The 8079-nt window shown below is 59.6% G+C and carries 7 protein-coding genes and 1 pseudogene; 5 read left to right on the forward strand and 3 right to left on the reverse strand.

The annotated features are described in order from the left end of the window. Positions 1-44: 44 nt before the first annotated feature. The gene (locus tag EH199_RS23735) at positions 45-383 is read right to left on the reverse strand and encodes a MerR family transcriptional regulator (RefSeq protein WP_255420471.1); all 339 of its coding nucleotides are present in this window, start codon (positions 381-383) and stop codon (positions 45-47) included. A 76-nt stretch (positions 384-459) separates the two neighbouring features. Here EH199_RS23735 and EH199_RS23740 point away from each other — a divergent pair, with 76 nt between their 5' ends. The 4 genes and pseudogenes from EH199_RS23740 to EH199_RS23755 form a co-directional block, all read left to right on the forward strand. Continuing rightward, positions 460-855 (forward strand): mercuric transporter MerT family protein, encoded by a 396-nt coding sequence (locus EH199_RS23740; RefSeq protein ID WP_014072602.1) that lies wholly within the window; start codon positions 460-462, stop codon positions 853-855. Positions 856-867: 12 nt separating this feature from the next. Continuing rightward, the gene (locus EH199_RS23745) at positions 868-1197 is read left to right on the forward strand and encodes a heavy-metal-associated domain-containing protein (RefSeq protein WP_004213249.1); all 330 of its coding nucleotides are present in this window, start codon (positions 868-870) and stop codon (positions 1195-1197) included. A gap of 37 nt (positions 1198-1234) precedes the next feature. Next, on the forward strand, positions 1235-2653 hold the full coding sequence (merA, locus tag EH199_RS23750; RefSeq protein WP_046765853.1) for a mercury(II) reductase: 1419 nt from the start codon (positions 1235-1237) through the stop codon (positions 2651-2653). A gap of 91 nt (positions 2654-2744) precedes the next feature. Continuing rightward, positions 2745-3845 (forward strand): annotated as a pseudogene (locus EH199_RS23755) (DUF4158 domain-containing protein); the annotation flags it as partial. A gap of 67 nt (positions 3846-3912) precedes the next feature. On the opposite strand, the gene EH199_RS23760 reads toward EH199_RS23755, so the two are convergent. Further along, positions 3913-4779: a recombinase family protein gene (locus tag EH199_RS23760; RefSeq protein WP_006953933.1), complete on the reverse strand. Its 867-nt coding sequence runs from the start codon at positions 4777-4779 to the stop codon at positions 3913-3915. A gap of 142 nt (positions 4780-4921) precedes the next feature. Further along, complete coding sequence (locus EH199_RS23765) at positions 4922-7831, reverse strand: Tn3 family transposase (protein ID WP_048938210.1); 2910 nt, start codon at positions 7829-7831, stop codon at positions 4922-4924. A gap of 38 nt (positions 7832-7869) precedes the next feature. On the opposite strand from EH199_RS23765, the gene EH199_RS24560 reads away from it, so the two are divergent. Further along, positions 7870-8079 (forward strand): hypothetical protein (locus EH199_RS24560; protein ID WP_190287415.1); only part of this gene is annotated, 210 nt, incomplete at its 3' end.

Consider the following 8079-nt stretch of genomic DNA (forward strand, 5'->3'; position numbering starts at 1 on the left):
TTTTGGCATTGGGCCCTCGGCGCTGACGGAGGCCATGGGCATGCTCAACCACCATTTCGCAGCAGCCGCCTGATCGGCGCAGAGCGACAGCCTACCTCTGACTGCCGCCAATCTTTGCAACAGAGCCCCTCCGCGCAGGTTTGTGCACCGGTATCGGTGAGCGACAACAATGACCGTATCTCATCCATTGCATAGCCAAGGTCGCGCGCGCGCAGGATGAACTGCAACCTTTGCACCAGTTCCGGCGAATAGACGCGGTAGCCGTTGGAACTGCGAGGCGGCCCCGGCAGCAATCCCACCTTCTCGTAATAGCGGATGGTTTCGAGATTGCAGCCTGTTTTCCGGGCAAGCTGGGCACGCAAGATGCCGACCTGTTGCTCCATGAAAATACCTCTTGAGTCTGTAGTGGCTACAGAGCCTACACTGCGAATCACTCAGTTGGAACAAGGGATTCAAGCCATGGTCTCAACGCCGGAAGCGGGACAGCCAGCCCTCACCGAAAACCACGAGCCGAAGCAGGCAAACTGGGTTGCGGCGGGCGCATTGATCGGCGCGGGGCTCGCCTCGGCTTGCTGCGTCGTCCCGCTACTGTTGGTTATGCTCGGAATTTCCGGCGCGTGGATCGCCAACCTGACGGCGCTCGAACCTTACAAGCCCTATGTCGCAGGCGTAACGCTCGCGCTGCTCGGCTACGGCTTCTGGCATGTCTATTTCAAGCCGAAACCGCCCTGTGAAGACGGTTCCTACTGCGCTCGTCCACAATCGGCTTGGACCACCAAGGCGGTGCTGTGGCTGGGCCTTGCCGTCGCCATCCTGGCGCTCACCATCGACTGGTGGGCACCCTGGTTCTATTGAAAGGAAATACCCATGAAAAAGACAGTATGTATCGCTATGGCCGTGCTGGCTATGGCTGGCGGCGGGGTCGCCTATGCAGTTAGTGGCACGGCGCAAGATCGCCCCGCGGCTACCGCAACCGCTCAGAAGCAAACCACCTTTGCCATAGAGAACATGACCTGCGCCACCTGCCCGATCACCGTGAAGAAGGCGATGGAAGGCGTCGCCGGGGTAACGGCGGTCACGGTCGATTTCGCAGCCAAGACCGCGCGCGCAACCTATAACCCGCGCCGCACCAATGCTGCTGCGATTGCCGCTGCATCAACCAACGCGGGTTATCCGGCGCGCGCTATTCAAAACTGAGCGGGGCGCCGCCAGCGCCTCAAGAAAGCGATAAGCAATGAACGACTGTTGCAACCGCCCCGGGCAGGAAGGATTTGACGTGGCCGTCATCGGCGCGGGTTCTGCCGGGTTCTCCGCCGCGATCGCCGCTGCCGATCTGGGCGCGAAAGTGGCGCTCGTCGGTCACGGCACGATTGGCGGCACCTGTGTCAATGTTGGCTGCGTTCCTTCCAAGACGCTGATCCGCGCCGCCGAAGCGGTGCATGGTGGGCTTGCCGCCGCGCGCTTTCCCGGCCTTGGGGGCGCTGTCCAGATGGATGACTGGTCCGTATTGGCGGCGTCGAAGGACGATCTTGTCACGACGCTGCGCCAAAAAAAATATGTCGATCTGCTGCCCGCCTATGACGGTGTGAGCTATATCGAGGGCAAGGCACGCTTTGCCGATGGTGCGCTGATTGTCGGCGATGCGCCCATGAAGGTCGGCAAGGTCATATTGGTGATGGGTGCGCACGCCGCCGTGCCGCCGATTCCGGGGATGGACAGCGTGCCCTACCTAACCAGCACATCGGCGCTGGCGCTGGATCGCTTGCCCAAATCGCTGCTGGTGATCGGTGGCGGGGTGATCGGGGTAGAACTGGGACAGATGTTTTCGCGTCTGGGCGTTGATGTCACCATCTGCTGCCGAAGCCGCCTGCTCCCCGAAATGGACCCGGAAGTGAGTGCCGCGCTGAAAAACTATTTGGAAGCCGAGGGCGTGCGGGTTTGCGCAGGTGTCGGCTATCAGCGTATCGCCCAAACACAGAGCGGGGTCGAATTGACCTGCGAGGGGCATTGTGACACCGTCGCGGCGGAACAGGTGCTCATCGCCACCGGACGCCGACCCAATAGCGACGGGCTTGGGCTGGAGGAGCGCGGCATAGTGCTTGCCCGTAATGGTGGAATCGTCGTCGATGACCACCTCGAAACGTCGGTTCCAGGCATTTACGCGGCGGGCGATGTAACGGGACGGGACCAGTTCGTCTACATGGCCGCCTATGGCGCAAAACTGGCCGCGCGCAACGCGGTGACGGGCAACCAATACCGCTACGACAATTCCTCCATGCCATCCGTCGTCTTCACCGACCCGCAAGTCGCCAGCGCCGGCCTCACTGAAACGACAGCACGGGCGCAAGGCCTGGACATCAAGGTTTCGCTGCTCCCGCTCGATGCTGTGCCAAGGGCACTGGCAGCACGCGATACGCGGGGTCTCATCAAACTGATTGCCGACAAGGCGAACGACCGTTTGCTGGGCGGCCAGATCATGGCACCCGAAGGCGCGGATTCGATCCAGACACTGGTGCTGGCGATCAAACACGGCATGACCACCCTGGAATTGGGTGCAACGATATTTCCTTACCTGACCACTGTGGAAGGCCTCAAACTGGCGGCCCAAACGTTTGATAAGGATGTCGCCAAACTGTCTTGCTGCGCCGGGTGATTGCTCGGGGATCAACCGGCAACGAATGGCCTCCCTCCAGTGCAAGCCGCTTTGGTGTCAATTTTGTTATTCGCCTCAGCGGGAGAGCAAAATGGCACGACGCCGACTTCTGACCGGAGACGAGCGCCGGCGCCTGTTCGATCCTCCTGTCCAAGAAACCGCGATCATTGGGCATTATACCCTTTCTGCGGAAGATGTTGAATTGGTTGGGCGCCGCTATGGTCCAGCAAATCGCCTCGGTCTGGCTGCACAAATCGCTTTGATGCGACATCCCGGCTTTGGTCTGCAACCCGAGATCGGGCTTCCCGACGTCATTCTTCAGTACCTCGCGGCACAGTTATTCGTCGATCCTTCCTCCTTCTCTGCATATGGTCAGCGCGCGCAAACCCGTACCGATCATGCCGATCTCGTGGCGCGTTATCTTGGCATACGCCCGTTTCGACGCGGCGACCTGGCACTTGCCCTGAATCTTGCCGCGCAAGCCGCCGAGTATACAGACAGAGGTGAACCGATTGTTCGCGCCCTCATGGTTGGCCTGAAGGGTGAGCGGTTCATTCTTCCGTCAGGCGACACACTGGAACGCGCCGGTCTTGCTGGCCGGGCACGCGCACGCAAAGCTGCCGCAGCCGCAATCGTCGAAGGCCTCAGCTCTGCTGAACTGACACGGCTAGACGAACTCGTAATCAACAACCCGGATTTCGGCATGACACCGCTGGCGTGGTTGCGTAATTTCGAAGAAGCCCCGACTGCGGCCAATATCAATGGCTTGCTTGAGCGCCTGCGCTATGTTCGCGGCATAGGTATCCACCCGGTAGTTGGGGGCGCCATTCCGGAATTCCGCTTTGCCCAATTTGTCCGCGAGGGCGGCGTGGCACCGGCATTCCTGCTTTCGGATTACAGCGTCAATCGCAGGCGGGCGACGTTGACGGCCGCAGTGATCGACCTTGAGGCCAGACTTGCCGATGCCGCGATCCAAATGTTTGACCGACTTATCGGCGGCATGTTCACGCGCGCGCGGCGTGGGCGCGAGCGTCGCTACCAAGATAGTATTCAGTCGGTGGGGCAACTCATGCGGCTGTTTGGCGCCACGATTACAGCACTTGATGAGGCTGTCCAGAATGGCGGCGATCCGCTCGAATTGATTGACGAAGCGGTGGGCTGGCACCGGCTTGTTGCGGCAAAGGCCCAAGTAGGCCCAGTCGGCCCGAAGCTGCGATTTTGGCCAGGTTGAAGAACGAACACTGAACGCTTGATTGATTCTACCAGGACCGTTGCTGACCACCGACCTCGTAGATATCGGCTTCCATGGAGCAATTGTAGCTCTCTGCGATGTTGAACATCTCGGAGAGGAGGCTTTGGATTTCCTCATCAAGGGAAATGCCATCCGGATCGGGGTCATAGGCGACGGTCAGTTTGTAATCACAATTGCCGTTTTTTACCATGGCGTAGTCGCGTTCCAGCATCGCCTCAATCCGCTCCCGAGCGGGTTTTCTACCTCTTCCACGCTTGTTGAAGTTCTCGATAATCAGATGCAGGGCGATGCTGGCAGTGGGCGGCTTTTCCGGCAGTTTGGTCTGTGACGGAATAATGTCGAGCGCCCGATAGACGGTCATTCGTGAGACCTTCAGGTCGCGGGCAACGCGGGCCTTGCTGGCGCCGGCGGCAAGGCGACGGCGGATTTCATCGTCATCGACGTTCTTCTTCCGGCCTTTGTAAACGCCTTCGGCGCGCGCCGCTTCGATCCCGGCGCGCTGACGATCCTTGATGAACTTCAGCTCCATATCGGCGACCATGCCGAGTATGGTGATGACCATTCGCCCCATGTCGCCCGCCGTCGTCACCTCTGGCTCAAGGATGCGCAGCGAAGCTCCCTTTTCATCAAGCTCATGCACCAGGTTCAGGACATCGCGCGTGGAGCGGCCGAGCCGGTCGAGCCGCAGCACGACCAGCTCGTCGCCGGTGTGCATAAACTGCATGATCGTTTCCAGTTCCGTGCGCCCGCTCCGCGAGGCCCCCGATCCGGTCTCGGAACGGATAATTTCGCAACCTGCATTCTTGAGGCGGCCAATCTGGATATCCAGATCCTGGTCCGTGGTGCTGACGCGGGCATATCCGATACGAGCCAAGTGCAAAATCCGTCACATTAGGGTGGCTCTTGCAGTGTATCGTCACATTGAGCGCAAACCCACCCTTTTGTGACAGACGAATGGTGTCACTCGGCCCTATCACTCTGGGGTGTACCCAAATGTTATAGGCCGATCAGCCGCCTCACGCTGCAAGCCGTCCAAAATCAATCCGGTCGTTCAGGTCGAGGTCGAAGCGGCCATAAGGGTTCACATGACTGTAGATCAACGGCGTGAGACCACGATAATCTTCCGGCGTCATCCGCCCCGCCCACTTCGGCTCAACCAGTACGGTCTGAAGCATGCGGGTGTTCACATACACCAGCGACGCTTGCAGGAGGTGTAGCGCCAGAACGGAGATTTCCTGCTCATGGATGCGGTTGGTGGCGATCTCGCCGCCCTTGCCGAAGAACACGAAACCATTAGCGCCGTTCCAGTTCTCAACCACATTCAGCCCTTCGTGGATCTCGCGGCGGAATGCCTCCTGACGCAAATACCGGCATAGGAAGATTGTTTTGACCGCGCGGCCGAGTTCACTCAGCGCCTTGTAGGTCGGGTGCATCACTTCGGCTCTGGCAAACCGGAGCAGGATCGCTTCCGGATCGGCGGTGCGCGATTGCATGGCAGCGGCATATTTGACCATTTCGTCATATTGTTGCTCGATCTCGTCCCAGTCGATCGGGCTGGAGAGGATCGGCAGTAAATTGGAAAGCCGCGTGCGCATGCCGGCTTGGGGAAGGGCCAGTTTCTGGCGTGCCACTGCTTTCAGCCGCGGGGCAAGCTCAAATCCAAGGAGTCGGCAGAACGCAAAGCCGACTGCGCTCTGGCCGTGGCTATCGACGTACTGGCGCTGGATTTCCATGTCGGTGCAATGGCGTAGCACGCCTTCGATCATGGAGGCGACCTCCGAGGAAGAGCACCGCTTGAGCTGGGAATAAACGCAGGTCGCGCGCTTCTCCACATGCCAGTAGATCATGACGCCACGGCCGCCATAGCGGGCGTGCCATTCCGTCATCAGGTTGCGGTCCCACGCGCCGAACTTCGTTGAATCGGACGCGCATGCCGTGCCCGCATCTCCCCATACTGCGGCATTGCGGATTGCCAGTGTCGCGTTTGCTACCCGCGCGCACGCCTCCCTCAGCGCTGGCGCGTGGATGAAACGGCGATGGACATGCAGCAATTCCTCGTAACTGACATCGGGTGTTGCGCCAGCGACCCGCTTGAGCCCGGCGTTCGTGCCCAAGCCATAGAGACACAGCAAAAGACGCTGAGCCAAGGCTGCTTTCGACAGGGTAACCCGCGAGGCCGACGTTTCGAAAGCATCCATCAATCCCGTGTCCAGAGCAGCCTCTTTCAACACGTCCAGCAGTCCGGTCATCGGCCAGCGCTGACCGATCTCGCTTTTGATCGAAGCGAGACCCTTCGGTTCGGGCAAGGGCTTGAACGGTGTAATCGATATCCGGTTGTCGCCGCGCCACAGGAGCCGGACCTTGTCGTTTTGTGGAATATTGGCATTGAGGAGCAACAGTTCCCGTTCAAGCTCCTCCCGGATCGAGGCGCAAAACGCCTGCGCATCTGGCGTCAGGCTGAGGCCGGAATAGTACGCATCTCGCCTGATCTCGAAGTCCTTGGGAAGATCGTCATCGGGATTGCGATAGCGATCCGCCCCGACCACCCAGATTTCTTTGGAGCGGATGCGGTCGCGCAGTTGCGTCAGGACGCAAAGCTCATAGCTGATCCGGTTTACCCGCCCATCGTCATCAATGACGGAACTGCGCCATCGCGCTGGAATCACCTCATCGATCGGAACATCCTGCAATGGCACGAAGCGGCATCCGCCATCCACCTTGCTCCTGATCCAGTCGAGGGCCGCCAGGACCGGCCGCCACACCGCGTTGTTCGACCGGAACTCAAGTACGGAAAGCAGGCTTGGCAGCATGCGCCGGTAATGATTGGCCCAGGAACCACGCATCACCTTGTAGATGCGCCGGTCCAGAGCGCCCTTCGCATGGCTCTCCTTGACGATCGCCGCCAGCTTGGCCTTACCGGCGATCGGGAAAATGACATCGCAGATGCGCCCCGATGGTTCATTGATCGAGGCGCTGGCGATCTCGACCAGCAGGCGCTCCTTTCCATAGACCCGCTCGATGTCTTTCGCGATATCGCCCACCACCTTGCGTTTCGAGCGCGTTCCGATCTTGTGAACGGTTTCGATCAGCAGGTCGATCATCGCGTCAGTGAGTTGCGCCTCCCGCGACATTAGATAAATCGCATAAAGGCCGAGCTGTCGCGCCGGCGCATGCCGGCGCATCTCCGAGGCCTTTTCACCGGCAACGCGGCGAACAATCTGATCGACCCATGGCTTGCCCGTAGCCGTCAGGAGATCATGGGGAAGATCAAGTCTCTGGATAAAGGCGAGTTTCTCGGTCACGTCGAGAATGTTGTCGAGCGTTGCCTGTCCGGCGTCACCCTTCATCCTGTTGAATCCGGTCGAGCTGTCCGGATCGGCAAGCGAGGCTTCCAATAACGCCACCGCATCTGACGAAAGCCGATCACTGGTTCCGATCAGCCAGGTGTCCAGATAATCTTGCCGTTGTGAGCGAACGACACGTTCAAGCTCCTTGCGCGACGGCCCATAAATACGCCGGTCCCGGCACCACAGGAAAACATGCTCAAGCATGGCATTGATCGACTGGCCGCCCGGGCACAGCTCGCCAGCAATCCATTCCGTCAATTGCGCGCGATCCACCCGCTTCATGCGGTGATATCCAAGATGGATCAGGATCTCCGCACAATGCCGTCGTGCTGTCCGACTGGAAAAGTCATAACCGGCTATCTCGCCAGCCTCGACACCGAGTTGCTCGGCCAGATACGAGAGGCCATCGGTAGGGATTGAGCCGGGATCGATCGCGAAAAACCCCAGGGAAGCGAAGAATTTCAGCTGCGCGGCGAGGCCAAGGCGCGTCAGGGCCGGCTTCGAATTTACAAAATCAATATCGGCAAAGCTCAGGCTCCATCGTCCGATCAAATCCCCGCCCGGAATACTCCGATCCATCAACCCACTCCCTATGATGGAGCGAACTGTCCTCTTCTATGATTTCCATCGTCAATACCGAATGCCACGTTCCCAAAACGTTCTCCGACTTGGCCAAAATCGCAGCTTGGGGCCGACTGGGCCAAGTAGATGCCCTTGCTGATCTTGCCGGCGAGGACGCACTGGTAACGGCAACCGAGCGTTACGCCACGCTACGGCGTTTCAGCCCGGCATTTCTGGACGCCTTCACCTTCAAGGCGTCTGGAACA

It is taken from the genome of Novosphingobium sp. LASN5T, assembly GCF_003856955.1.
Taxonomy (GTDB): Bacteria; Pseudomonadota; Alphaproteobacteria; order Sphingomonadales; family Sphingomonadaceae; genus Novosphingobium.

Bases quoted from the DNA above. Each gene is read 5' to 3' on its own strand.
- EH199_RS23735 (WP_255420471.1), bottom strand. From the start codon at position 383: ATGGAGCAACAGGTCGGCATCTTGCGTGCCCAGCTTGCCCGGAAAACA.
- EH199_RS23740 (WP_014072602.1), top strand. From the start codon at position 460: ATGGTCTCAACGCCGGAAGCGGGACAGCCAGCCCTCACCGAAAACCAC.
- EH199_RS23745 (WP_004213249.1), top strand. From the start codon at position 868: ATGAAAAAGACAGTATGTATCGCTATGGCCGTGCTGGCTATGGCTGGC.
- merA (WP_046765853.1), top strand. From the start codon at position 1,235: ATGAACGACTGTTGCAACCGCCCCGGGCAGGAAGGATTTGACGTGGCC.
- EH199_RS23765 (WP_048938210.1), bottom strand. From the start codon at position 7,831: ATGGATCGGAGTATTCCGGGCGGGGATTTGATCGGACGATGGAGCCTG.